Raw genomic sequence first — 24,982 nt, 5'->3', positions numbered from 1 at the left:
CCCACTGCGCCGGTCAGACCGGCAGATAACCTTGTGTCTGCATGGCCTGCAGGTGCTGCAGGATGCACTCTTCGGTGTCGATGCAGCTGGCAAAGCCGGCCTGACGCAGCTTGATGGTCGACACGATGGGCGGCACGGCCAGCGGCCGCTGCGCCGCGAAGGTAGCATCGGCGTATTGCCACGACAGGCCCACCAGCGCATCGAGGTCGGCCACGCGCAGGCGTTCGCGCTCGGCGATCTGCCGCCACAGCGGCGCCAGCGGCGTCATGACCTCGGCCATGCGCAGCGGCGCGGCCTCGGCCAGCGGCAGGCCGAAATGGGCGGCCAGCCGCGGGAACAGCGTGGCCCAAAGGATCACGTCGCCGTTGCCGATGTTGAACACCTCGCCATGGGCCTGCGGCGCGCTCCAGGCCCATTCGATGGCCTCGGCAATCAGCCGGGCGTCGGTGCATTCGGTCAGCAGGTGCGGGTGGCCGGGGTACCGCAGCGGCAGGCCTTGTTCCCGGCACAGCGCGGCGTAGGCCCCCAGCGCCACCACCGGGTTCATCGCGCTTCCCACGGCCACGCCCAGCACGATCTGCGGGCGGAAGGCCGTCCAGGCGAAGCCGGCGCGGGCGGCGTGCGCCTCCACCAGATCCTGCTGGTCGAAGTAGAAGTTGACATGGTCACGCACCGCATCCTGTTCGCGGGCGGGCACGCGCATCGGCCGGCCGGTGTGCACGCCGTAGGCCTTGGTGCCCTGCAACAGGGTGACATGCTGCAGCGGCGCACCGTCCAGCGCCTCCAGCGTGTGCGCCAGCATGCGGGTGTTCAGCGCCATGTTGTCGACGCTGCGCCAACCCTTGACCAACGTGGGCTGCTCGTTGAGCGCAGCGTAGACGAGGTGCGTCACGTCCTGGTGCGGCGCCAGCGCGGCGCGGGTGGCCTCGGCGTCGCGCAGGTCGACCCGCAGCCACAGCGCATCGGGCGCGAAGTCGGCAGCGCGGCGCGCCAGGCCCACGGCCCGCAGGTTGGCGCGGCCGGCAAAGCGCTCCATTGCGGCGCGGCCCACCATGCCCAGCGCGCCCACCACCAGCACCTTGCGGCGCGGCTGAGCACCGCCTGTCACGGCCGCCGCCGGGTTGCCATCTGCCGCCATGCCTGTCCGCCCCATCTGTGAACCGCGATGCGCTGCATGCTACGGACCGATGGTCGTCGCCGCCACCGCGGCTTGCCCTCGCCTGGCCACTTGTTTCAGACCGGCTGCCAGCCGCCGTCCACCCGGCGCAACAGTGCATTGCCGTCCCAGCGCCACAGGTGCAGCCAGCCGTTGTCGACCAGCTGGCGCACCGGCGCATGCCGGGCGATCACCCGCTCGATGGCCGCGGCAGGTGCGTCGATCACCACCGTCAAGCGCAGCGGCTCGTGCACCCACTGCGTGCCGTCGTGCAGCGACTGCTGCGACAGGCCGATGCGCAGATCGCCGCCATTGCCCTCGAACACGCCGATGTGGCCACCCACCACGTTGTGCAGCAGCTTGTTGCCGCTGCCCAGGCGCACCGGGTCGCAGGTGGAGGCGTGGTACTGCCAGTTGATCCAGTGGGTGACCAGCATCGGCGCGGTCATCAGCAGCTCCAGCAGGCTGCCGTCGGCATCCTGGCGGTGGTCGTAGTCATGCAGGAAGCTGCGGCCCTGCAGCACCACACCAAGGCTGCGGTGGCGCGGTGCGATCAGGAAGCTGGCATTGCCGGCCAAGCCCCATTCCGGTCGCGTCTGGGCACCATCGTTGGCCCGGCGGCGCAGGGTGTCCAGCAGGCGGGCATGCGGCAGGCGCGGGTCCAGCCCCAGACCCGGCGCGCGTTCGCGCCGGGTCTGGTCGCCGGCGTGCTCCAGACTGGTCTGCAGACGCCGCCAGGCGGCCTGGCTGGCGGATGGCAGCAGGTCCAGGTCGAAGGGCTCGATCTCGTCGGTGGTGGTGTTGTGCAGCGCGGCCACGAACACCGTAGCGGCCGGGATGGCCAGGCCGCGCTGCTGCAGCGTGGCGCGCACCGCGGCATCGTTGAGCAGGCGGGCCAGGCTGCGGGCATTGACCTCGCCGGTCTGGCCGCAGCAGGCGCCACAGTCCAGCGCCGCCGCCTGGGCGTTGTTGGCCGACTGGCTGCCATGGCCCACCAACAGCACGGTGGGCGCCAGGCCGCTGGTCAGCCCCATGCCGCCCAGCACCCGGGCGGCCAGCGCAGCCTGGGCATCGATGTCCAGCCCACCCAGCACCGGCCGGCACACTGGCGTGTAGCGCGCCGGCAGGCCATCCAGGTCGTCACGGCGGCGCTCGGCGGTGCCAGGGCGCAGCCAGCTGCCCAGTGCGGCGATGTAGCCGACGCCCAGCGCCTCGACAAACGAGAAGGCCGCGCCAGGCCAGCGGGTGGCCGCGCCCCACTGGCGGGCCTGGCCGAAGCGCTGCTGTCGCGCAGACGCGGCATCGGCGGCGTGCTGCGCCGTTGCCGAAGCAGCGCCGCCAGGCAGGATGTGGTCGACCACCTCCACCGTCGGCGCCAGCAGGCCGGGCAGCTGCGGCCGCCGCGCCGGCGTGCCCAGCGGCGTGTAGGCCGCCGGCAGTCCGAAGAAGCCTGCGAAGCCCAGCGTCTGCACGCCCGGGTCCACCGCCTCCAGCGCGCGGCGCAGCGGCTCGCTGCGCACGTCGATGCAGAACACGACCTGGGCCGCGGGCGGCTCGGCCTGCAGCGCCGCGGGCGCGCAGACCAGTCGCTGCGCCAGCTGGCGCTGGTAACCCGCTTCGAGGGCCAGCTGCCACACCTCGTCGACCAGCAAGTCCTGCTCGGCCAGCTGCAGCCGCTGCGGCGCGTCGCGCCAGGCGGCCTGCAGCGCGGCGAACGCAGCCTGTGCGGCAGCGCTGCCCTTGCATTCCAGCAGGATCGCGCCCCAGGCCAGCCGGATGGCCAGCAGCTCGCGCAGGTGCGGATCGGTGCGGCCTTCCAGCCCGGCCTGCCAGCCCAGGTAGGCGCACCAGGACGCCCAGCCCTGCACCGTCAGCAGCACCGACTCCAGGTAGTCGGCCCACACCGCCGGCGGCAGGCCCAGCCGCTGCAGCACCCAGCGCTCGGCCTCGGCGCGGCTGGGCGGCAGGGCCTGCAGGCCCTGCGACAGGCGCGGCAGGCCCATCAGGCCGCCGATGCCGTGGTCATGCACCAGCGTCTCGCGCCAGAAGGCATAGAGGCCGCCCGTGCGCTGCGGCTGCCAGTCGGCCTGGTGGCGGTCGAAGTAGGCGGCGCAGGTCTGGCTGACCTGGTGGGTGATGGCCTGGCGCCAGGACAACCGGGTGTGGCGCTGGGGGTCGTCGTCCAGCATGTCGATCAGCAGCGGCAGCGGGGCAGTTGCCGCTTCGCGCTGCAGGGCATCCACGCAGCGCACCGGCGTCAGCCCGGCAGCGCGGGCGGCGGGCAGCTGGTCCAGCGCCAGCGCCAGATCGTCGCCAGTGATGCGGCCGGCCGTCCACGCCGCCTGCTGCCGTGGGCGCGGCGGCAACACCTGGATGCCGCCCAGCAGCGCCATCCGCGCGGCCACGGTGCGCAGCGGCAGGCCGATGCGCTGCCAGTGCGGGTTGACCGCGATGGCCCGGTCCAGCGGCCAGGCGGGGGCGATGGCGGCACAGGCCTGGGTGCAGGCCGCGTCGATCTGCGGCTGCAGGGTGGCGGCTTCCAGGGCAGGCGCGCTGGTGCGGGGCGCGACCGCGGCCGCGGCGTCGATCAGGGCGAGGGACATGCGGATCTCCGTGGTGATCGGTGGTCAGACCGGGGTGTGGACGGTGCGGGGGAGGCCCTTGGGGCCACTCACGCTGGCTGGGGGCGGCGGCACCCAGCGCGCCGGCCAGCAGCGCAGGGTGAGGCGGGTGAAGCGCTCGTCCAGGTAGAAGCCGGCATAGGCCCAGCGGCGCAGCCGCGGCAGGGCGGCGGGCCGCAGCAGCAGCATGGCCTGCAGTGCGTACAGCAGGGCCAGGCTGGCCAGCGCCAGCAGGCCAGGCGCATCGGCAGGCGCGTCGGACAGGCCCCAGGGCAGGCCGTGGGTCAGCATGGCGGCGGCGGTCAGCGCCGTGGCCAGTACCAGGCCACGCAGCAGGTGCTGCGCTGTGCCGGCAGCGCCGGCCGGTGCCCTGTCGGCACGCCACAGCAGCGGCGCCCAGGCCAGGCCCAGCACCACGCTCCACCACCAGGGCCAGGCGGCGGCACGGGCAGTTGCCACACCGGCCGTGGCCAGCAGCAGCACCAGCGGCACGGTCAGCAGTGGCGCGCCCAGCACGCTGGCGGCCGTGGGCCGTGCCGGGCCGCGCAAGTCCTGCAGCCGGGCCTGGCGCACCGCGTCGGCGGCCACCAGGAAGCCGTGCGACTTGTAGAGCGCATGCCCGATCAGGTGCAGCAACGCCAGCGTGGTCAGGCCCAGGCCGCACTCCAGCACCATGAAGCCCATCTGCGCCACGGTGGACCAGGCCAGCCGCACCTTGATGCTGACGCGGGTCAGCATCACCAGGCCGGCCAGGACCGCGGTGGCCGCGCCCAGGGCCACCAGCAGCCAGCGCGCCGCGGCGGCCTGCTCCAGCAGCGGCCACAGGCGGATCAGCACATAGCCGCCCAGGTTGACCACGCCGGCATGCAGCAGGGCCGACACCGGCGTGGGCGCCTCCATCACCTGGATCAGCCAGCCATGCACCGGCAGCAGCGCAGTGCGCAGCACCACCGCCACCGCCAGCAGCACGGCGGCCCACTGCAGCGCCGGTGACGCGCCATGGGCCTGCAGGTGGGCGCTGAGGTCGCTGAACGAGCCGCTGCCCACGGTCGTCCAGCACAGGGCGGCGGCGGCCAGCAGCAGGGCATCGGCCAGGCGGTCGGCCAGCCGCTTCTTGTGAGCCGCCAGCAGGGCGAACGGCCGATCGGCGTAGAAGCACAGCAGCCGCTCCAGCGCCAGACCCACTGCGGCCCAGGCGGCGATCAGCACCAGCCAGTGGTCGGCCAGCAGCAGTGCATGCACCGCCGCCAGGACGCCTGCCAGGCTGGCGACGTAGCGGGCCTGCCCGGCCTCGCCCTGCAGGTAGCGCGCCGAGAAGTGGCCCAGCACCACCACCAGCCCCTGCACCAGCACCGCCAGCACGCTGCCCACCAGGGTGACCTGCAACCACGGCGACCAGGCCGAGGCATGCGCTGCATCCGGCCGCAGCGCATGCAGGCCTGCGCTGGCCACGCTGGCCAGCAGGCCCAGCGCCGCCAGCACGTGGAACCGCCGCCACTGCGCCGCTGCCGGCGCGGTGGTGGCCAAGGGCAGCACCACGGCCAGCAACATGGCCGCCAGCGGCAGCAGGGCGGCGGTGTCAGAAAGGTGGGCGGGCAGGTCCATGGTCGGTGGCAGTCAGGTGGCGACGAGGCGGAATGCTGCCGCGGCCGATTGCTTCTGTAAAATTCAATGAAAGTCAGTTTTCAATCTGAAATAAAGAACGATGGACCTGGGCCAGCTCAACTTCCACCACCTGTACTACTTCTGGCAGGTGGCCAAGATCGGCCACCTGACGCAGGCGGCGCAGCAGGTGCACACCTCGCAGTCGGCGCTGTCGGCGCAGATCCGCCAGCTGGAAGACCGCCTGGGCGAGCCGCTGTTCACCCGCGCCGGCCGCCGGCTGGCGCTGACCGACGCCGGCCGGCTGGTGCTGACCTATGCCGAGGAAATCTTCGGCCTGGGGCAGGAGCTGCTGGGCCGGCTGCAAGGCCATGCGCTGGGCATGGCGCGGCTGCGGGTGGGCAGCGTGGCCACGCTGTCGCGCAACTACCAGGAGAACCTGCTGCGCCCGCTGCTGGCCGACCCGGCGCTGGTGCTGACCCTGGAGTCCGGCCCGCTCGACAGCCTGCTGACCCGCCTGCTGCAGCACCAGCTGGACGTGGTGCTGGCCAATGAATCGGTGCCGGCCGACCCGGAACGGCCGCTGCGCTGCCGGCTGCTGGGCAGCCAGTCGGTGTGCATCGTGGGGCCGGCCGGCCGCTGGCCGCAGCCCCTGTCCGTGCCACAGGGCCTGGACGGCCTGGAGATCGCCCTGCCCGGCCCGCGCAGTGCATTGCGCGGCCAATTCGACGCGCTGTGCGCGGCAGCCGGCGTGCGCCCACGGTTGCGCGCCGAGGTGGACGACATGGCCATGCTGCGCCTGATCGCCCGCGACAGCGGCTGGCTGACCCTGCTGCCCGAGGTGGTGGTGCAGGACGAGCTGCGCACCGGTGCACTGGTGGTGGCCGGCCGCCCGGCCGACCTGCGCGAGAGCTTCTACGCCATCACCGTGCCGCGGCGGCATCCGCATGCCGCGGTGGACCAGCTGCTGGCCGGCCGCTGAGCCGGTGGATCAGCCCGCCAGCCGCACCAGCGCCCAGCCCGCGACGCCGATGTGTGCAAGCGTGACCCCCACCGACAAGCCGTGCAGCCAGGCAAAGCGGGCGCGCTGGCCGGCATCGGTGGCGCGGTTGATGGCCGGCATCAGCACCTGCCGGGTGGGCAGCGTGGTCAGGGCCACCGCCACCAGCAGCAGCGCGGCCAGGCTGTCCACCCAGGCGGCGCCGGCCGCCGACAGCGCCGCCGCGCCGATGACGAACAGGTAGAACGGCGGGAAGGCGCGGCGGATCAGCTGCCGGGCCTGGTCCACCGGCAAGGCGGTGAACAGGAAGGCCGCAAAGCCGCCGGCAAACAGCAGCATGCCGCCGAACAGGCCGGCGGTCAGCAGCAGGCTGACCAGGCGGAAGGTGGTGTCCATGGTGCGGGGGCCGCGGTCGGCGTCGTCAGACCCAGCGGCAGATGCGCACCGCCAGCGCGGAGCCGGTGCCGACGGCTGCGGCCCAGACCGCGCCTGGCCAAGACCCTGCGGCAGCGCCGCGCCGGCTGCGGGCGTCGTCACGGTGGGCCAGTTCGTCGGCCTGGCAGTCGGCCAGCAGACTGCGCAGCTGCTGCAACGGCGCCTGCTGTGCGGGCGGCTGCTGCGGCAGCAGCTGGTCGACCTGCTGCAGCTGGGCGGCGTAGTGGCGGTCGACGAAGGTCTCCACCGCCTCGATGGTGGCGTACACCGCCCGCGGCCCGACGAGGGCCGGCAGCGCGCCGGTCAACCAGCCGGCCAGGCGCCACAGCGGCAGCAGCCGGCTGCGGCCGCTGCCGGGCACCACGGCCTCGATCTGCGCCAGATGCCGCGATTCGGTGGCCAGGTGCTCATTGGCGAAAGCCCGCAGCACCGGATCCCGCGCCACCGCCAGCACACCGCGGTAGATCATCACCGCACCGGCCTCGCCGGCATGGTCGGTGCGCAATTCGCGGCGCAGCGGTGCGGGCCAGGCGGCCCAGTGACCACTGGCCGCCGCCGGCGCAGCCCGCCACAGTGGCCGCACCCGCAGGAAGAAGCGGTACAGCCCCTCCATCAACCACAGCATGCCCGGCACCTTGGCCAGCAGCGCCAGGCCGCGGAAGGCGGGCAGCCGCTGCCAGATGGCGACGAAGGCTTCTGCACCGCTGACCAGCCGGCCATCCGGCAGACGCACGTGCAGGCGCTGCAGCGCCGCCTCGCGCTGCAGCGCCGGTCCCAGCGCCTGCGGCGAACAGGCCTGGGCGTCGACCCATTGCAGCTGGCCACCGCCGCGGGCACGCTGGTAGGTGGCGATCTCGCGGCTGCACAGCGGGCAACCGCCGTCGTAATAGACGCAAGGGGCGGCGGTCGGGGAGCCTGGGGCGGGATCGGTCACGGGTGCGTTCAGCAGGTTGCTGGCCGCGAGTGTGGGCGCAGGACCTGCCTTGCCGCCGACATCGCGGCACAAGCCCGCCAGCGGCGCGGGGCCGATCGACGGCAAGGCGGCGGCAAGGCCGCCGGCCGCTCAATCCAGCGTGATGCCCAGGTCGGTGGCCAGGGTGGTCCACTCCGCCGCATCCTCGGCCCAGGTCTTGCGCACCTCGGCCGGGTCGGACACCGGCACGTTGGGAATGCCGAACTGCTCACGCAGGGCCTTCAGCTCCGGGGTGTTCGACGCATCGCGCACCGCGGCCGACAGTTTGTCGAGGATGTCGCGCGGCGTGCCGGCCGGCGCAGCGAAGGGCAGGAAACCTTCCATGCCGAACACCGGCGCGGTGAAGCCCTGCTCCACCAGCGTGGTCAGCTCAGGAAGGCGTGGCGTGCGCACCTTGCCGGTGGCGCCGATGGCGCGCAGCTTGCCAGACTGGATGTGCGGCAGGATGCCCTGCACGCTGCCCACGCCGGCCTGGATCTGGCCGCCGATCAGGTCGGTGAGCATCGGCGCCTCGCCGCGGTAATGCGCCACCACCATGTTCAGCTTCTCGCGCTTGTTCACCACGTCGCCCAGCATGTGGGCCCAGGAGCCGGCGCCGTAGGTGCCCCAGGCGGCCGGGTTGGTCTTGGCGTAGGCAATCAGCTCGCGCAGGTTCTTCGCCGGCACATTGGCATTGACGGCCACCAGCAGCGCCCCGCTGGGGAACAGCGCGATCGGGTCGAAGTCCTTGACCGGCGTGTAGGGCAGCTTCTTGTAGAGCACCTTGGCCTGCCAGGTGGGCGTGCTGGTGCTGATCAGCAGGGTGTAGCCATCGGGCGCGGCCTTGGCCACCTCGCCGGCACCCAGGGTGCCGCCGGCGCCGGTCTTGTTCTCGATGTTGAAGGGCTGGCCGAACTTGCGCGACAGCTGCTCGGCATACATGCGGGCATAGGCGTCGGTCAGGCCGCCCGGCGGGAAGGGCACGATCACCCGCACCGGCCGGTTGGGCCAGGCGCCCTGGGCCTGGCCGACGGCCGGCAAAGTGGCGCCGGCGGCCGCTGCAGCGGCGCCCAGCAACAACCGGCGGCGGGTGTTGCTGGCGGGGACATCGGCGTCCAGGGGCTGGGTCGGCAAGGGCATGGGCAGGTCTCCAGTGTGCAAAGGTGGCGCATGCTGCTGCGCGCTTGCACACCGGGCTGTCGCCTGCCCGACAGCCTGCCTTCCGATTCCTGGAAGGGTCTATTCGCCCAGGTAGGCGGCGCGCACCTTGGGATCGTTCAGCAGGGCCTTGGCCTCGCCGTCCATGGTGATCAGGCCGCTCTCCATCACATAGCCGCGGTCGGCCAGGCCCAGGGCCCGGCTGGCGTTCTGCTCGACCAGCAGGATGGTGGTGCCGCGGCTGTGGATGTCGGCCACCACCTCGAAGATCTTGTCGACCATGATGGGACTCAGACCCATGCTGGGCTCGTCCAGCAGCAGCACCTTGGGCCGGGCCATCAGCGCGCGGCCCATGGCCAGCATCTGCTGCTCGCCGCCGCTCATGGTGCCGGCCAGCTGCAGCGCCCGCTCCTTCAGCCGCGGGAAGATGCTGAAGACCTTGTCGATGTCGGCCTGCACCTCGGCATCCTCGCGGATGTAGGCGCCCATCAGCAGATTCTCGGTGATGGTCATGCGGGTGAAGGTGCCGCGGCCCTCGGGCACCATCACCAGGCCCTGCTTGACCAGATCCCAGGCGCCCTGGCCCTTGATGTCCTGGCCCATGAAGCGGATGCTGCCGTCGGCCGCCGGCTGGGTGCCGGTGATGGCCTTGAGCGTGGTGGTCTTGCCCGCGCCGTTGGCGCCGATCAGCGACACCAGCTCGCCCTGGCGCACCTGGAAGCTGGCGCCCTTGACGGCCTGGATGCCGCCGTAGGCGACCTTGAGGTTGCTGACTTCCAGCAGGACCTGGTTGTTGTTGGTTGCCATCTTGGTGTCCTGCGGCGTCAATGCGCCTTGTGGCCGGCGCCGAGGTAGGCCTCGATCACCTTGTCGTTGCGCTGCACGTCGTAGGGCGTGCCCTCCGCGATCTGCTTGCCGTAGTCGAGCACGGTCACCCGGTCGCACAGGCCCATGACCAGCTTCACGTCATGCTCGATCAGCAGGATGGTGCGGCCGTCCTTGCGGATCTGGTCGATCAGCTCGCGCAGCACCACCTTCTCGGTGGCGTTCATGCCGGCAGCGGGCTCGTCCAGGGCGATCAGCTTGGGATCGGTGGCCAGGGCGCGGGCGATTTCCAGCCGGCGCTGGTCGCCATAGCTCAGCGTGCGGGCCTTCATCTCGGCGAAACGGCCGATGCCGACGTAGTCCAGCAGCTCCTGCGCTCGGCGGGCGATGGCCGCCTCCTCCGACTTGAAGCCCGGCGTGCGGAAGATCGCGCCCAGCAGGCCCGACTGGCTGCGCACATGGCGGCCGACCATCACGTTCTCGAGTGCCGTCATCTCGGCGAACAGCCGGATGTTCTGGAAGGTGCGGGCGATGCCGGCCTTGGCCACCTCATGCACCGCGGTGGGCTTGTACGGCGCACCACCCAGGTCGAAGCTGCCACTGTCGGGCGTGTAGAGCCCGGTGATCACGTTGAAGAACGTGGTCTTGCCTGCGCCGTTGGGGCCGATCAGGCCGTAGACCTGGCCCTTGTGGATGGTGATGCCCACGTCCGACAGGGCCTGCAGCCCGCCGAAGCGCTTGGACACGCCCTTCACCTGCAGCACCACCTCGCTCATGCGGCACCCCCGGTCTTGGCGCCCGGCACCGGCTGCGGTGCGGCCTTGCCGTGTTCGGGCGAGGGCCACAGCCCGCGTGGCCGCACCAGCATGATGATGATCATGGCCAGCGCCACCATCAGCTGGCGCAGGATGGCGGCGTCGATGCGGCCATCGGTCAGGCGCTGCAGGTCCAGCTCGCCGGCCACCCAGCGCAGGGCCTCGGGCAGCGCGGCCAGCAGCACCGCGCCCAGCACCACGCCGGGGATGTGGCCGATGCCGCCCAGCACCACCATGGCGACGATCATCACGCTCTCCTGCAGCGAGAAGCTCTCGGGGGAGACGAAGCCCTGAAAGCTGGCGAACATCACGCCCGACACGCCGCCGAAGGTGGCGCCCATGCCGAAGGCCAGCAGCTTCAGGTTGCGGGTGTTGATGCCCATGGCCTTGGCGGCGATCTCATCCTCGCGGATGGCCATCCAGGCACGGCCGATGCGGCTCTGCTCCAGCCGGTAGCAGATCACCACGCTGATCACCACCAGCAGCAGGAACAGGTAGTAATACTTGGTGACCGACGAGATCTCCATGCCGAACAGGTGGCCGGTCTTGCCGAAGTCGATGCCGAAGACGGTGAGGTTGTCGATCTGCGTCAGGCCCTTGGGGCCGTTGGTGATGTTGACGGGGCGGTCGAGGTTGTTCATGAACACCCGCACGATCTCGCCGAAGCCCAGGGTCACGATGGCCAGGTAGTCGCCACGCAGCTTCAGCGTGGGTGCGCCCAGCAGCATGCCCGCCAGGCCGGCCAGCCCCGCCCCGAGTGGAATGACCAGCCAGATCGGGCTGTGCAGGCCGTCGGGAAAGGCGGCCTTGAAGGTGGCGAAGTTCTCGGCCAGGTGCGGCGAGGCCATCAGGCCGAACATGTAGGCGCCCACCGCGTAGAAGGCCACATAGCCCAGGTCCAGCAGGCCGGCATAGCCCACCACGATGTTCAGGCCCAGCGCCAGCAGCACGTAGAGCAGCGCGAAGTCGAGCATGCGCACCCAGAAATTGCCAGCCGACTGGGCGACCAGCGGCAGCACCATCAGCGCCACCGCGGCGATCAGGAAGACGATCAGCTTGTTCTTCATCTTGGTTTCTCCGGGGTCAGGCACGGTCGGCCACGCGTTCGCCCATCAGGCCCTGCGGCCGGACGGTGAGCACCAGGATCAGCACCAGGAAGGCGAAGATGTCGCTGTACTGGCTGCCCAGCACGCCACCGGTGAGCATGCCGATGTAGCCCGAGCCCAGCGCCTCGATGATGCCCAGCAGCACGCCGCCCACCACCGCGCCGGCCAGGTTGCCGATGCCGCCAAACACCGCCGCGGTGAAGGCCTTCAGCCCCGGCAGGAAGCCCATGGTGTGCTGCACCGTGCCGTAGTTGGCCGCATACATCACGCCGGCCAGCGCCGCCAGCGCCGCGCCGATGATGAAGGTGGCCGAGATCACATGGTCGGGCCGCACGCCCATCAGCGCGGCCACGCGCGGGTTCTCGGCGGTGGCGCGCATCGCGCGGCCCAGCTTGGTGCGGTTGACCAGGTACATCAGCGCCAGCAGCACGATCACCGTGGTCACCAGGATCAGGATCTGGGTGAGGTTGATCACCGCACCGCCGATGAAGAACGGGTCGTTCGGCAGCAGGATCGGATAGGGCTTGGTGCTGGGCTGCCAGATGATCATCGCCAGAGTCTGCAGCAGCAGACTCATGCCCATGGCGGTGATCAGCGGCGCCAGCCGCGGCGCGTTGCGCAGCGGCTTGTAGGCGATCTTCTCGATCACGTAGTTCAGCGCCGAGCACACCACCACGGCAGCCACCAGGCTGATCAGCAGCATCACCCAGCCGGGCAGGCCGCTGCCGGCCAGCATGCGCAACACCGTCCAGCTGGTCAGCGCACCCACCATCAGCACCTCGCCGTGGGCGAAGTTGATCAGGTTGATGATGCCGTACACCATGGTGTAGCCCAGGGCCACCAGCGCGTACATGCTGCCCAGCACCAGACCGTTGATGATCTGTTGCAACAAGATATCCATGGCGGGGGGGTCTCCGGTCCTCGGCCCGGCGGCACGCGCTGCCCGGAACGGCAGCGCCGGGGCACAACCGGGCATGTCTTGGTGGTCTCTAGCAAGAAGCCGGCCGATGCCGTGACTCCTGGCTGGGCGGCATTGTAGGCAGGGGGCTCCCGGTGAAACGGCAGGAGATTCCCGGCCGCTGGCCGAACAATCGTCCGAAGATCAGCCCGCTGGCCGAGCCTTGTTCGGCCTTCCGGGTTCTCCCTGATCAGCCGGGCGCGGTGTCCGCGGAACCGCCTTCGCCGGTGCGGGCCAGCTGGTTCAGCCGGCGCAGCTCGGCCAGGCGTTCGCCGATGCGCAGCTCGAGCCCGCGCGCCACCGGCTGGTAGAAAGTCTGGCCGTCCAGGCCGTCGGGCAGGTACTGCGCGCCCGCGGCAAAGCCGCCGGCTTCGTCATGGGCATAGCGGTAGCCGCTGCCATGGCCCAGGCCCTTCATCAGCGCGGTGGGCGCGTTGCGCAGCTGCATCGGCACGGGGCGGGTGCTGTCCTGCTTGACCAGGGCGCGCACCTGGTTCCAGGCGGTGTAGACGGCATTGCTCTTGGGCGCCACCGCCAGGTAGACCACCGCCTGGGCCAGCGCCAGCTCGCCCTCGGGCGAGCCCAGGCGCTCGTAGACCTCGGCCGCCTGCAGCGCCAGCTGCTGGCCGCGCGGGTCGGCCAGGCCGATGTCCTCGCTGGCCATGCGGATCACCCGGCGGCAGGCGTAGCGCGGGTCGGCACCGCCATCGAGCATGCGCGCCAGCCAGTACAGCGCGGCATCGGGGTCGGAGCCGCGCACGCTCTTGTGCAGCGCGCTGATCATGTCGTAGAACTGGTCGCCACCCTTGTCGTAGCGGCGCAGCAGTTCGCCCAGCGTCAGTTCCAGCCGGGCCTCGTCGATCTGCGCGGGGCGGTCAACGCCATCCCCCAGCCCATCGACCAACGCCTGGTAGGCGTTCAGCAGCCGCCGCGCGTCGCCATCGGCATGGGCGACCAGCCGCTGGCGGGCCGCGTCGGTCAGCGGTGGCGCATCGAGCAAGGCCTGGGCGCGGGCGATCAGCGCGGCCAGGTCGTTGTCATCCAGCGCCTTCAGCACATGCACCGTGGCGCGGCTGAGCAGTGCGCTGTTGACTTCGAAGCTGGGGTTCTCGGTGGTGGCGCCGATGAAGGTGAACAGGCCCGATTCCACATGCGGCAGGAAGGCATCCTGCTGCGCCTTGTTGAAGCGGTGCACCTCGTCGACGAAGACGATGGTGCCCTGCCCGCTGGCGGCCTGGGCGGCGCGGGCCTGCTCCACCGCGTCGCGGATGTCCTTCACCCCGGCGAGCACGGCACTCAGCACGATGAAGCGGGCGCTGACCGCGGTGGCCACCAGCCGCGCCAGCGTGGTCTTGCCGACACCGGGTGGGCCCCACAGGATCATCGAGCGGATGCGGCCCGACTCGAACGCCACGCGCAGCGGCTTGCCCGCGCCGAGCAGGTGGGACTGACCGATCACGTCGGCCAGGGTCTGCGGCCGCAGCCGCTCGGCCAGCGGTGCCTGGCCGGACAAGACGGGCGCCACGGTGGCAGGCGGCTCGGGCGGTGAGAACAAGGAATCCTGCGTCGGGCTCATGCGCCGGCATTGTCTTTAAGAATGCCTTCAGCGGCGGCCGCTCCAATCGGTTTTGTGCAGGCACAACCCCCAACCCACTCACACCGAAAGACGCTCACCATGAAACTCCGCCACATCGCCGCCATCGCCCTCGCCCTGGGCACCACCGCCGCCACCACCGCCGCGGTGGCCGGCCCCAGCTGCAACCAGCCGCAGGCCCAGTGGATGAAGGAGGCCGACTTCAAGGCCAAGATGGAACAGCAGGGCTACCAGATCAAGACCTTCAAGGTCAGCAAGGGTCAGTGCTACGAGATCTATGGCACCGACAAGGCCGGCAAGAAGGTCGAGATCTACTTCGACCCGGTGACCGCCGCCATGCTGGAACAGAAGTGACATGCAGCCCGCACCAGCGAATCAGCCGCTGAGCGCGCCGGCCACGCCGGCTGCGGCACCCACACGGGTCGCCCAGCGCGTGTGGGACCCGTTCATCCGGCTGTTCCACTGGAGCCTGGTGGCCTGCGTGCTGCTGAACCAGTGGGTGCTGGAGGGCGGCGAGACGCCCCACCGCTGGACCGGCTACGCCGCCACCGCACTGGTGCTGGCGCGGGTGGTGTGGGGCTTCATCGGCAGCCGCCATGCGCGCTTTGCCGACTTCTTCCCCACCCCGGCGCGGCTGCGTGGCCACCTGCAGGCGCTGCACCGCGGCGAGCATCCGGTGCATGCCGGGCACAACCCGCTGGGCGCGCTGATGATGCTGGCGCTGATGGCGGCCGTGCTGGCGCTGGGCGTCACCGGCTGGCTGCAGGGCACCGACGCCTTCTGGGGCGACGAGGGCCTGCAGGACCTGCACGAGACCCTGGCCTCCGGCCTGCTGTGGGCCGCCGGCCTGCATGCGGCGGCCGCCCTGGTGATGGGCCGGCTGGAGCGGGTGCGCCTGGTGCGCGCCATGGTCACTGGCGTGAAGCAGCCGTTCTGACACGCCGCCCGCGCAGACCGGGAAACTGACCGGCCGCACCCGGCCTGATCTCCCGATCGGCAGCACCGGCAGCGGCCACACTCCCTGGACATTCCCGCGTGGTGCCGGCGCGCAGCCGGTGCCGCCGTTCCATCCAACAGCGGGCTGCCTGCAGCAGCCCGGCATGCCCAGGAGATGCCGATGAGCGCCGTCACCCTTCAAGAAGCCACCGCGGTGTCGCAGACCTCCGCCCTGCACGGCGCCCCGCGCGAGGTACTGTCCTTCAAGCTCGGCGCCGAGGAGTACGGCATCGACATCCTGAAGGTGCAGGAGATCCGCGGCTACGAGAGCCCCACCCGCATCGCCAATGCCCCCGGCTTCATGAAGGGCGTGGTCAACCTGCGTGGCGTCATCGTGCCCATCGTCGACATGCGCATGCGCTTCATGCTCGACGACGTCAAGTACGACGCCTTCACCGTGGTCATCATCCTCAACGTGGCCGGCCGCACCGTGGGCATCGTGGTCGACTCGGTCAGCGACGTCCTGGAACTGCGCCCCGACCAGATCAAGCCCGCGCCCGAGTTCAACGGCAGCGTGGCCGCCACCCACATCACCGGCCTGGGCACGGTGAAGACCGGCGACGACGAGCGCATGCTGATCCTGCTGGAGATCGAGGCGATGATGAGCAGCGCCGACATGGGCTTGATGGACCATTTCGCCGGCTGACCGCCCCGCCAACCCCACACAACGAGGAGACACCATGCGCCCTGCCCTGTTGATCGCCCTGGGCAGTGCCCTGGTGGCCCTGGCTGTCCCGCACGCAGCCTGGGCGGCACGCCCGCTGGTCAGCGAAACGGCCGACTCGCTGGCACCGGGTGACTGCGAGCTGGAGACGGCCGTGGCCAGCACCCGCGTCCGCGGCGAGCCGAACACGGGCAGCGTGGACGCCCTGGTGGCCTGCGGCATCGGCAAGGGGACGCAGCTCAGCGGCGCCTACAACCGCGCACGCAGCGGCGGCCTGACCGGGCAGGCGGTCACCCTGGGCGGCAAGACCAACCTGGTCGAAGCGCAGGATGGCCGCATCGGCTGGGCCATCGCCTACGGCGCATCGCTCGACAAGGCCCCTGGCGACGGTTGGAAGCATGGCAGCACGCGGCTGTTCGGCGTGGCCACCAAGGCGCTGCGCGATGGCCTGCTGGGCCACCTGAACCTGGGCTGGCTGCGCACCGAATCCGACCGGCTGAACAGCACCACCTGGTCCATCGGTTTCGAAGGCGATGGCCCGGTGCGCTGGGCCGCCGATGTGTTCGGCGACGACCGCTCCCGCGCCTGGGTCTCGGCCGGCCTGATCTGGCCGCTGGCGGAGAAGCTGACCGCCAACCTGGCGTACGCGCAGCAGTTCGAGCGCCCGCGGGTGCGCCAGTGGACGCTGGGCTTCAAGCTCGACTTCTGAACCGGCACCGCCGGCACGGGCGGCATCAGGTGTTAAGTTTTTCCGCGCAGAGCCGATAGACCGAGTTGCAGCATGGCGACTTGCCGCTGCAACGCCCGTCCATCACTCCCTGCGCTCCATGATCCCTGCCCAACGTGCCGTCTGGAATGTCGCCTGCCTCACCTGGCAAACCCTGATCACCCGGACGCCGCAGCGGGCCGGCAGGCCGCGCGCCCGCCGCCTGCTGGCCACGGCCGCCGCGCTGGCGGTGGGCGGCAGCGCCGCCTGGGCCCAGGGCACCGCGACCCTGTCAGCCCCGCTGCCCAGCGGTGGCCAGGTCAGCGCCGGCAGCGGCAGCATCCACCAGCAGGGCCAGCAGCTGACAGTGCGGCAGACCAGCCAGCGCATGGTGGCCGACTGGCGCAGCTTCGACATCGGCGCCGGCCACACGGTGCAGTTCCAGCAGCCATCGGCCAGCGCCGTGGTGCTGAACCGGGTGCTGGGCAATGACCCGTCGGTGATCCAGGGCGCGCTGCGCGCGAACGGGCAGGTGTTCCTGCTCAATCCCAATGGCGTGCTGTTCACGCCCACCGCCCAGGTGCAGGTGGGTGGCCTGCTGGCGTCGACGCTGGCCCTGTCCAACGATGACTTCCTGGCCGGCCGCACCATGCTCAACGGCAACAGCCACGCGTCGGTGGCCAATGCGGGACACATCCGGGCGGCTGATGGCGGCAGCGTGGCCCTGGTGGCGGCGCGGGTGCTCAACAGCGGGCAGATCCAGGCCAACGGCGGCCAGGTGCTGCTGGGTGCCGGCAGCCGCGTGACGCTGGACCTGGGCGGACCGGTGCCGCTGCGGGTGGAGCAGGCGGCGCTGGATGCGCTGATCAGCCAGGGCGGTGCGGTGCGCGCCGATGGCGGCGTGGTCGTCCTCAGCGCCAAGGCGGCGGCGGACCTGGGCAGCACGGTGATCGCCCACAACGGCATCACCGAGGCGCGGTCGCTGGCGACCGGCCCGGGTGGTCGCATCATGCTGGAGGCCGACAGCGGCATCGTCCAGCTGACCGGGCGCCTGGACGTGCAGGCCACGGCCGGCCGCGGCGGTCACCTCAGCGCCACGGCGCCGCGGGTGCTGGTGGACGACGGTGCAACGCTGGACGCCTCGGGCGCGCTGGGTGGCGGGCTGCTGCAGGTGGGCGGTGGCTGGCAGGGGCGCGACAGCAGCCTGGCCAACGCCCAGGAGGTGCTGGTGCGCGCTGGCGCCACCCTGCAGGCGGATGCCCTGCGCCAGGGCGATGGCGGCACCGTGGTGGTGTGGGCCGATGGCGGCACGCAGTTCGCCGGCCGCATCTCGGCCACCGGTGGCCCGCGGGGCGGCAACGGCGGCCAGGTGGAAGTCTCCGGCAAGCAGCACCTGGGCTTCACCGGCCATGCCGACACATCGGCCCCGAGCGGCCTGCCGGGGCTGCTGCTGCTGGATCCAAGCACCCTGACCATCACCGACGGCAGCAGCGGCCAGACCGGCACCTACGCCAACTGGAGCAACCAGGCGCAGGGTGGCTCCTACACCATCCCCGAGACCGTGCTCGAGGGCATGACCGGCAACGTGGTGCTGACGGCGGTGACCGACATCATCATCAACAACCTGTCCGACAACCTGCTGAATCTGAGCGCCACCAACATCTCGTTCTTCGCCAACGACGAGAGCAGCGGCTCGTCGACGGGCGGGTTCACGATGCGCGACATCAACGACACCATCCGGCTGAACCAGGGCGCAGGCAGCAGCATCGTCTTCCAGGGCGGCAACGTGAGCAGCCGCAACACCACGGCCAATTCGAACGCCGCGTTCACGTCGGCATCGATCTTCATCGGCAACGTGGAGACGCTGGGCGCCAGCGTGGTGCTCAACACCAAGCGCAGCAGCGCGGCCACGCCGATGGTGGTCAACGGCACCATCACCACCAATGGCGGCAGCGTCAGCGTGGCGCCAGGCACCCGCTTCGGGCTGACCAACTCCAATGCAGTGGACCTGGACCTGCGCGGCGCCGTGGACACCGGTGGCGGTGACTTCACCAGCAACATGACCGGCACGGTGCAGGTCAACGGCGGCATGAACCTGGGCGCCGGCAGCGCCACCTTCGGCGGCACCGGCACGCAGATCAACTCGCTGCTGCAATCGACCAGCAACATCAGCGTCAATGCGCCGCTCTCCTTCGGCGCCAATGCCGGCATCAGCACCTCGGGCACCGTCACCTTCAACAGCACGGCCAGCATGCTGGCCGGCGGCAGCCTGACGTTGACGGCCAGCGACTTCGTCTTCAACAACAGCTTCAACGGCAATGCCGCCAACATCACGCTGCGGCCCTACAGCGCAGCCACCGATGTGGACATCGGCAGCGCCGGCAGTGGCGGCATGCTGATCAGTGCGGCCGCGCTGGCCCAGCTCAGCGGCTTCGGCAACATCACCATCGGCCGCAGCGACGGCACTGGCACCACCACCGTGGTCAGCGACACCAGCGTGGCCGCCAGCGGCGTGTTCGAACTCGTCAACCGCCGCATCGATGTGACCGGCGGCCGGCTCGGCAACACCACCGGCACGGTGCGCCTGACCGGCGACCAGATCAACATCGGCCGCGATGTGACGGCCACGTCCGGCATCAGCCTTCAGGCCCTGGACCCCACCGCCACACTGCAGATGGCCTTCAGCAACGGCGCCACGCTGGACACCAGCCTGCTCACCCTGGGCAGTGCCAGCGGCGGGCCGCTGGTGCTGCAGAGCGACGTGCCCACCACTGCCGGCACCGCGGTGCTGCGCAGCGCCGGCAGCATCACCGCCATCGCCGGCGGTGTGGCCGTGGCCGATCTGGCCGTGGACGCCGGTGGCGCAGTCGACCTCAGCGACAGCAGCTTCAACTTCACGACCCTGGCCCTGAATGCCGGCGGCGACAGCCTGGCGCGCAGCAGCCAGGCCTTCGCGGTGGGCACCGTCGCAGGCCTCAGCGGCGCCACTGTCACCGGCCACCGGCTGAGCCTGCAGACCACCGGCAGCGGCAGCGTGACCGCCAGCCAGGCCATCAGCGCGGACAGTCTGGAGCTGCTGGGCAGCCTGGCCAGCTTCAACCTGCTGGGTGCCACCCACAGCGTGGGCAGCCTGGCGGCCGACGTCGGCGGTGCATTGGCACTGCACAACGCCGACGGCCTGGCTGTGGACCTGGTCGGCAGCACCACAGGCGTGCAGGCTGGCGGTGCGGTGGACCTGGCCACGCTGAGCGGCAACCTCCAGATCGCGCAGGCAGTCGTGACCACGGCCCAGGGGGATGACGCCATCCGCTTGACTGCCGGCCGCAGCAGCAGCGCCGGCACGGCCAGTGGCGGCGATGTGCTGCTGGGCGCCCAGGGCAGCCTGCAGACCGGCAGCGGCGGACGGACCACGGTCTACACCGGCAGCCTGGCCGGCGCCAGCAGCCTGGTGGCACTGGCCGGCAGCGGCAGCGGCCGCTTCCGCTACCACAGTGACGAATCCAGCACCGGCTACAGCACCAGCCTGGCGCCACTGGGCAGCGGCGTGCAGGTCGTGTTCCGCGAGCAGCCCGTGCTGACGGTCACGCCAGACAGCGCCACCACCACCTACGGCGATGCCCCACCGGCGGCGTCGGTCCAGCTGACGGGCCAGCGGTTCGGCGATGGGAACGGCCACGTCAGCGGCAGTGCCACGGTGCTGAATGGCGGTGCCTTGTCGGGCGCCGGCCACACGGTGGCTGGAACACATGACCGCAGCTACAGCGGCGGCCTGGCCAGCAGCCTGGGATATGGTTTCCAGGACGATGCCAGCAGCCTGAATGAATGGACCGTGCAGGCGCGCAGCCTGGCGCTCGGCGGCCTGGTGGTGGCGTCGCGCCCCTACGACGGTGGCCTGCAAGCGACGCTGACCGGCACGGCTGCAGTCTCGGCGTTGGGCGGCGACAGCGTGTCGGTCAGCGGCACGGCGGTGGCCAGCTTCAACAGCCCGGGGGCGGGCACGGCGCGCCCGGTCAGCATCAGCGGTCTGGGCCTGGGCGGGGCCGATGCCGGCAACTACCAGCTCGACAGTGCGCTGACCGGCACGATCACGCCACGACCCATCACCGTCACGGCCAATGCCCAATCCAAGGTCTATGGCAGCAGCGATCCAACGCTGACCTACCAGCTCACCAGCGGCAGCCTGGTCGGCAACGACAGCCTGAGCGGCAGCCTCAGCCGCAACAGCGGCGAGAACGTCGGCAGCTACGCCATCAGCGCCGCGGCGCTGGCCAACGGCAACTACACCATCACCGCTGTCGATGGTGCGCTGAGCATCACGCCCCGGCCGATCACCGTCGCCGCCGATGCCCAATCCAAGGTCTACGGCAACAGCGATCCGGCGCTGACCTACCGGCTCACCACCGGCAGCCTCGTCGGCAACGACAGCCTGAGCGGCAGCCTCAGCCGCACCACTGGCGAGAACGTCGGCAGCTACACCATCAGCGCCGCGGCGCTGGCCAACGGCAACTACACCATCACCGCCGTCGACGGTGCGCTGAGCATCACGCCGCGGGCCATCACCGTCACCGCAGATGCCAAGTCGAAGGTCTACGGCAACGGCGATCCGACGCTCACCTACCAGCTCACCGCCGGCAGCCTGGTCGGCAACGACAGCCTGAGTGGCAGCCTCAGCCGCACCACTGGCGAGAACGTCGGCAGCTACACCATCAGCGCCGCGGCGCTGGCCAACGGCAACTACACCATCACTGCCATCGACGGGGCGCTCAGCATCACGCCGCGGCCGATCACGGTGACTGCCGACGCCAAGTCCAAGGTCTACGGCAACAGCGATCCGGCGCTGACCTACCAGCTCACCACCGGCAGCCTGGTCGGCAACGACAGCCTGAGTGGCAGCCTCAGCCGCACCACTGGCGAGAACGTCGGCAGCTACACCATCAGCGCCTCGGCGCTGGCCAACGGCAACTACACCGTCACCGCCATCGACGGGGCGCTCAGCATCACGCCGCGGCCGATCACGGTGACTGCCGACGCCAAGTCCAAGGTCTACGGCAACGACGATCCGACGCTCACCTACCAGCTCACCGCCGGCAGCCTGGTCGGCAACGACAGCCTGAGCGGCAGCCTCAGCCGCAGCAGCGGCGAAAACGTCGGTGGCTACACCATCAGCGCTGCGGCCCTGGTCAACGGCAACTACACCATCACCGCCATCGACGGAGCGCTGAGCATCACGCCACGGGCCATCACCGTCACCGCAGATGCCAAGTCGAAGGTCTACGGCAACAGCGATCCGGCGCTGACCTATCGGCTCACCACCGGCAGCCTCGTCGGCAACGACAGCCTGAGCGGCAGCCTCAGCCGCAGCAGCGGCGAGAACGTCGGCAGCTACACCATCAGCGCCGCGGCGCTGGCCAACGGCAACTACACCATCACCGCCGTCGACGGTGCGCTGAGCATCACGCCCCGGCCGATCACCGTTGCCGCCGAAGCCCAATCCAAGGTCTATGGCAACAGCGATCCGGCGCTGACCTACCGGCTCACTACCGGCAGCCTCGTCGGCAACGACAGCCTGAGCGGCAGCCTCAGCCGCAGCAGCGGCGAGAACGTCGGCAGCTACACCATCAGCGCCGCGTCGCTGGCCAACGGCAACTACACCATCACCGCTGTCGATGGTGCGCTGAGCATCACGCCGCGGGCCATCACCGTCGCCGCCGATGCCCAATCCAAGGTCTACGGCAACAGCGATCCGGCGCTGACCTACCGGCTCACCACCGGCAGCCTCGTCGGCAACGACAGCCTGAGCGGCAGCCTCAGCCGCAGCAGCGGTGAAAACGTCGGCGGCTACACCATCAGCGCCGCGGCGCTGGCCAACGGCAACTACACCATCACCGCCATCGACGGAGCGCTCAGCATCACCCCGCGACCGATCACCGTTTCGGCCGATGCCAAAACCAAGGTCTATGGCAACAGCGATCCGGCATTGACCTATCAACTCACCGCCGGCAGCTTGGTCGGCACCGACAGCCTGAGCGGCAGCCTCAGCCGCACGACTGGCGAGAACGTCGGCAGCCACACCATCAGCGCCGCGGCATTGACCAACGGCAACTACACCATCACCGCCGTCGACGGCTCGCTCAGCATCACGCCACGTCCGATCACGGTGACCGCCGACGCCAAGTCCAAGGTCTACGGCAACAGCGATCCGGCGCTGACCTACCAGCTCACCAACGGCAGTCTCGTCGGCAGCGACAGCCTGGGCGGCAGCCTCAGCCGCAGCAACGGCGAGAACGTCGGCAGCTACACCATCAGCGCCGCCGCCCTGGCCAACGGCAACTACACCGTCACCACCGTCGACGGCGTGCTCCGCATCATGCCGGCCGTGCTGGTGAACACCGTGTCCGGCAATGCGCCGACAGCGACGATGCAGACACCTGCCGTCGTGGCACCGCCCCTGCCAACCAGCGGTGGCACCGCCTCCGCGGGAACCGGGCTGGTGCTCACACCGCTGGCTCCGGGCAGTGCTGCCATGGCGGGCAACGGTGGCGCTGGCAACAGCGCCGCGCCCGGCCGGCTGTTCGTGGTGGATGGCGGCCTGCGCGGACTGGCGGGCAGCGTCCCCGGTACCGACGGCACCGCCACCGACCGCCCGCTGCAGACGCCAGCCCGCCCGGTCCAGATGCCGTGAATGCCACCTGCACCCTCCTCCATCCGTCGACATCCATGACCACTGGCTCCTCCCGCCGTCTCCATGCGCTGGCCCTGGCGGCTGCGGCCTGCCTGCTGCACGCCGCGCAGTCCGGCAACGCCCATGCGCAAGCCGTGCCCGACGCCGGCCAGATCCTGCAGCTGCAGCGGGCCCAGCCCCAACCGCCGCGCGCTGACCAGCCACTGCGGCTGCCGCAACCGCTGACCGACACGGTGGCGCCGGGCGGGCCCCAGGTGCAGTTGCAGGCGGTGCAGTTCAGCGGCCACACGGTGGTCAGCACCGAGGTGCTGCAAGGCCTGGTGGCCGACGCCATCGGCCGGCCGCTGGACATGGCCGGACTGCGCGCGTTGGCCGACCGCATCAGCAGCCACTACCGTGGCGCGGGCTACCTGTTCGCCCGCGCCATCCTGCCTGCCCAGCCGCTCGACGACGGCAGGCTGCAGATCACGGTGGTGGAAGGCCGCTATGGCAGCGCCGAAGCCCGGGCCGACAACAATGCCTGGGCGCAGGCAGGCCAGGCCTACCTGGCCAGGCTCACGACCGGCAGCGTGATCCACGGCCCGGCGCTGGAACGTGCCGTCCTGCTGCTGGCCGACCTGCCGGGGGTGCTGTCGACGCCGGTGGTGCAACCCGGCACCGCGCCCGGCACCGGCGACCTGCTGGTCACGCTGGCGCAAGGCCCATCTTGGACCGGCGCCGTGGCGCTGGACAACCATGGCAACCGCTACAGCGGGCAGCACCGTCTGCATGCCAGCGTCGACTGGAACAGCCCCGGTCTGCTGGGCGACCGCTGGAGCCTGCGCCTCATGCGCAGCGACGAGCGGCTCTGGCTGGGCAGCCTGGCCTATGCCGCGCCGCTGGGCGGCCAGGGTTGGCGCGCCATGACGTTCTATGCCCACACCCGCTATGCACTGGGGCGCGAGTTCGCACGCCTGGGCGCCACCGGCACCGCACAGGTGGCCAGCCTGGGGCTGGGCTACCCGCTGTTGCGCAGCCACCAGGCCAACCTGCAGGTGACGGCACAGCTGCAGCGCAAGCGGCTGCGCGACGACCAGGCCGGCACACAGGCCCGCAAGGCCAGCACCACACTGCCCATCAGCTGGGACCTGGACTGGCGCGACGAGATCGGTGGCGGCGGTCTGGTCTTCGGCAGCCTGGGCTGGACCGGCGGGCGTCTGCGCCTGCCGGCCGACCAGGTGGTCAACGACACCAACCAGACCCGCGGACGCTTCCAAAAGGTCAACCTGGACCTGGCCCGCCTGCAGTCGCTGCCCGGTCGGTTCAGCCTGCTGGGGCGGATGAGCGCGCAATGGGCCAGCCGCAACCTCGACTCCTCCGAGCGCACCAGCCTGGGCGGCACCGCGGGCGTGCGCGCCTACCCCAGCGGGGAGGCCACGGGCGACCAGGCCTGGCTGCTGCAGGCCGAGCTGCGGTACGACGCCGGCACCTGGGCGCCGTACCTGTTTGCCGATGCCGGCGAGGTGCAGATCAACACCCGGCCCGTCCGGGCCAGCGACATCAACCGTCGCCAGCTGGCCGGCGGCGGCGTGGGCCTGCGTTGGCAGCATGGCCGCTGGCAAGCCGATGCAGCCGCCGCCTGGTCCAGCCGCGGCGGCCCGGCGCAGGCCGATGGCGGCCACGGCAGCAGCCCCCGGCTGTGGGTGAACATCGGCCACCGCTTCTGAACGCCC

General features: G+C 70.9%; 18 protein-coding genes. 7 read left to right on the top strand and 11 right to left on the bottom strand.

Going from position 1 to position 24,982, the window contains the following annotated elements; translation table 11 throughout:
• Positions 1–13: 13 nt before the first annotated feature.
• The 3 genes from FFT10_RS09245 to FFT10_RS09235 form a co-directional block, all read right to left on the bottom strand.
• Complete coding sequence (locus tag FFT10_RS09245; protein WP_228027019.1) at positions 14–1,108, bottom strand: SDR family oxidoreductase; 1,095 nt, start codon at positions 1,106–1,108, stop codon at positions 14–16.
• A gap of 125 nt (positions 1,109–1,233) precedes the next feature.
• Positions 1,234–3,759: a YbcC family protein gene (locus tag FFT10_RS09240; RefSeq protein WP_137732500.1), complete on the bottom strand. Its 2,526-nt coding sequence runs from the start codon at positions 3,757–3,759 to the stop codon at positions 1,234–1,236.
• Between the two features lie 24 nt (positions 3,760–3,783).
• A complete protein-coding gene (locus tag FFT10_RS09235; protein ID WP_137732499.1) occupies positions 3,784–5,382 on the bottom strand; it encodes an NADH-quinone oxidoreductase subunit L in 1,599 nt (532 codons plus the stop codon).
• Positions 5,383–5,482: 100 nt separating this feature from the next.
• Here FFT10_RS09235 and FFT10_RS09230 point away from each other — a divergent pair, with 100 nt between their 5' ends.
• Positions 5,483–6,361, top strand: coding sequence for a LysR family transcriptional regulator (locus tag FFT10_RS09230; protein ID WP_137732498.1), 879 nt, complete (start codon positions 5,483–5,485; stop codon positions 6,359–6,361).
• 9 nt (positions 6,362–6,370) lie between these two features.
• On the opposite strand, the gene FFT10_RS09225 is transcribed toward FFT10_RS09230, so the two are convergent.
• The 8 genes from FFT10_RS09225 to FFT10_RS09190 form a co-directional block, all read right to left on the bottom strand.
• Positions 6,371–6,775 carry a DUF4149 domain-containing protein gene (locus FFT10_RS09225; protein WP_137732497.1) on the bottom strand — a complete coding sequence of 135 codons (405 nt, stop codon included), beginning with the start codon at positions 6,773–6,775 and terminating at the stop codon, positions 6,371–6,373.
• A 25-nt stretch (positions 6,776–6,800) separates the two neighbouring features.
• Entirely contained in the window at positions 6,801–7,748 is a 948-nt protein-coding gene (locus tag FFT10_RS09220) for a demethoxyubiquinone hydroxylase family protein (protein ID WP_137732496.1), read from the bottom strand.
• A 129-nt stretch (positions 7,749–7,877) separates the two neighbouring features.
• Entirely contained in the window at positions 7,878–8,906 is a 1,029-nt protein-coding gene (locus tag FFT10_RS09215; RefSeq protein ID WP_137732495.1) for a Bug family tripartite tricarboxylate transporter substrate binding protein, read from the bottom strand.
• A gap of 99 nt (positions 8,907–9,005) precedes the next feature.
• The gene (locus tag FFT10_RS09210) at positions 9,006–9,731 is read right to left on the bottom strand and encodes an ABC transporter ATP-binding protein (RefSeq protein WP_137732494.1); all 726 of its coding nucleotides are present in this window, start codon (positions 9,729–9,731) and stop codon (positions 9,006–9,008) included.
• Between the two features lie 17 nt (positions 9,732–9,748).
• On the bottom strand, positions 9,749–10,525 hold the full coding sequence (locus FFT10_RS09205) for an ABC transporter ATP-binding protein (RefSeq protein WP_137732493.1): 777 nt from the start codon (positions 10,523–10,525) through the stop codon (positions 9,749–9,751).
• Positions 10,522–11,631: a branched-chain amino acid ABC transporter permease gene (locus FFT10_RS09200; RefSeq protein WP_137732492.1), complete on the bottom strand. Its 1,110-nt coding sequence runs from the start codon at positions 11,629–11,631 to the stop codon at positions 10,522–10,524. Before FFT10_RS09200 ends, FFT10_RS09205 begins: the two co-directional genes overlap by 4 nt.
• Positions 11,632–11,647: 16 nt before the next feature.
• Positions 11,648–12,571 carry a branched-chain amino acid ABC transporter permease gene (locus FFT10_RS09195; RefSeq protein WP_137732491.1) on the bottom strand — a complete coding sequence of 308 codons (924 nt, stop codon included), beginning with the start codon at positions 12,569–12,571 and terminating at the stop codon, positions 11,648–11,650.
• A gap of 247 nt (positions 12,572–12,818) precedes the next feature.
• The gene (locus tag FFT10_RS09190) at positions 12,819–14,204 is read right to left on the bottom strand and encodes a replication-associated recombination protein A (RefSeq protein WP_137732490.1); all 1,386 of its coding nucleotides are present in this window, start codon (positions 14,202–14,204) and stop codon (positions 12,819–12,821) included.
• 99 nt (positions 14,205–14,303) lie between these two features.
• Here FFT10_RS09190 and FFT10_RS09185 point away from each other — a divergent pair, with 99 nt between their 5' ends.
• The 6 genes from FFT10_RS09185 to FFT10_RS09160 all read left to right on the top strand — a co-directional run bounded on the left by FFT10_RS09185 (position 14,304) and on the right by FFT10_RS09160 (position 24,976).
• Complete coding sequence (locus FFT10_RS09185; protein WP_137732489.1) at positions 14,304–14,576, top strand: PepSY domain-containing protein; 273 nt, start codon at positions 14,304–14,306, stop codon at positions 14,574–14,576.
• Between the two features lies 1 nt (position 14,577).
• Positions 14,578–15,159, top strand: a complete 582-nt coding sequence (locus FFT10_RS09180) for a cytochrome b/b6 domain-containing protein (protein ID WP_137732488.1) — start codon at positions 14,578–14,580, stop codon at positions 15,157–15,159.
• 180 nt (positions 15,160–15,339) lie between these two features.
• Complete coding sequence (locus FFT10_RS09175) at positions 15,340–15,864, top strand: chemotaxis protein CheW (RefSeq protein ID WP_137732487.1); 525 nt, start codon at positions 15,340–15,342, stop codon at positions 15,862–15,864.
• A gap of 34 nt (positions 15,865–15,898) precedes the next feature.
• Positions 15,899–16,591: a PA4824 family protein gene (locus tag FFT10_RS09170; protein ID WP_137732486.1), complete on the top strand. Its 693-nt coding sequence runs from the start codon at positions 15,899–15,901 to the stop codon at positions 16,589–16,591.
• Positions 16,592–16,709: 118 nt separating this feature from the next.
• Positions 16,710–23,270, top strand: coding sequence for an MBG domain-containing protein (locus FFT10_RS09165; RefSeq protein WP_137732485.1), 6,561 nt, complete (start codon positions 16,710–16,712; stop codon positions 23,268–23,270).
• Positions 23,271–23,305: 35 nt separating this feature from the next.
• Positions 23,306–24,976, top strand: coding sequence for a ShlB/FhaC/HecB family hemolysin secretion/activation protein (locus tag FFT10_RS09160; RefSeq protein WP_137732484.1), 1,671 nt, complete (start codon positions 23,306–23,308; stop codon positions 24,974–24,976).
• Positions 24,977–24,982: the final 6 nt, after the last annotated feature.

This window comes from Pseudaquabacterium pictum, from assembly GCF_005403045.1.
Lineage (GTDB): Bacteria > Pseudomonadota > Gammaproteobacteria > Burkholderiales > Burkholderiaceae_C > Pseudaquabacterium > Pseudaquabacterium pictum.
Note: the sequence above shows the minus strand (reverse complement) of the source record. Positions and strands in the feature narration are given on the sequence as shown.